The organism is Guyparkeria halopsychrophila, from assembly GCF_044582135.1.
Classification (GTDB): Bacteria; Pseudomonadota; Gammaproteobacteria; order Halothiobacillales; family Halothiobacillaceae; genus Guyparkeria.
In genome coordinates this window covers 1-1174 of the sequence record NZ_JBDODP010000056.1, presented here as the reverse complement: position 1 = coordinate 1174, position 1174 = coordinate 1, and the positions used below count along the sequence as shown (strand labels likewise).

Genomic DNA, 1174 nt, shown 5'->3' with positions numbered 1-1174 from the left:
CTATTCGCCAAGCGAGTGCCGCTTTCAATATCGCGACGCCTGCTACGCTTCTGCAATGGCAACGGGCGTTTGCCGAAGGTGGCATGGCGGCGCTGGACCCCAAACGCCGCGGGAGACCACCTAAGATGGCCAAGCACAAGCCCCACACGCCGCCGCTTCCCCAGCGTCGCAAAGCGCCGGAGAACATGACGCCAAAAGAACTCAACGATGAGCTCGAGTACCTACGGGCGGAGAACGACTACTTAAAAAAGTTGAAGGCCTTGGTCCAGGAAAAACGATCCGCCGAGAAGAAAAAGCGCGGCTGATCAACCAACTGAGGCCAAGGCACACCCTAAAATGGCTGCTCAAGGCGGCTGGAATGTCCCGTAGCGTGTACTACTACTGGTGCCGGGCCTCAGCCCGACCGGACCGGTATGCCGATGAGAAGCGGCGGATCGCCGCCATCTTCCATCAGCACCGGGGCCGCTACGGTTACCGCCGCATCACCTGGACGCTACGTCGTCAGGGCCATCCTCTGAACCACAAGACGGTGCAACGCCTGATGGGCCAGCTGGGCCTCGCCTGCCGGCTACGGCCGAAGCGCTACCGCTCCTATCGTGGTGAAGAGGGGAAGACGGCGCCGAATCGATTGCAGAGGCAGTTCGAGACGGATCGTCCCAACCACAAGTGGGTGACGGACGTGACCGAGTTCAAGGTTCGAGGCGAGCGCCTTTACCTGTCGCCGATCCTGGATCTCTACAACCAGGAGATCGTGTCCTACGAGATTGCCCGCACCCCTCGGCTACCGCTGGTGATGACGATGCTCAAGCAAGCCATCAAGCGTCTGGCGCCGGGTGAGAGGCCGATGCTGCACTCGGACCAAGGATGGCAATACCGGATGCCGCTATACCGTCAGACTCTGAACCAGCACAGCATCGAGCCGAGCATGTCCCGAAAGGGCAATTGCCACGACAACGCCGTGATGGAGAACTTCTTCGGCATCCTGAAGAGCGAGTGCTTTCATGGTCGGACGTTCAAAACCGTCGAGGCCTTCATCCTCGAGATCAAGCGCTACATCCGCTATTACAATCACGATCGGATCAAAGAGAAACTAAAAGGCCTGAGCCCCGTGGAATACAGGACTCAGGCCTTGGTGCCCGGCTAACCAACCGTCCAACTTTTGGGGGTCAGTTCA

Annotated in this window: 2 protein-coding genes; both read left to right on the top strand. The window is 59.3% G+C overall.

The features are described from left to right. On the top strand, window positions 1-305 hold a 305-nt coding region (locus ABGV18_RS11455), incomplete at its 5' end, for a helix-turn-helix domain-containing protein (protein ID WP_396586142.1). Beyond that, entirely contained in the window at window positions 278-1144 is an 867-nt protein-coding gene (locus ABGV18_RS11450; protein ID WP_396582860.1) for an IS3 family transposase, read from the top strand. The genes ABGV18_RS11455 and ABGV18_RS11450, both read left to right, overlap by 28 nt. The last annotated feature ends 30 nt before the right edge of the window (window positions 1145-1174 follow it).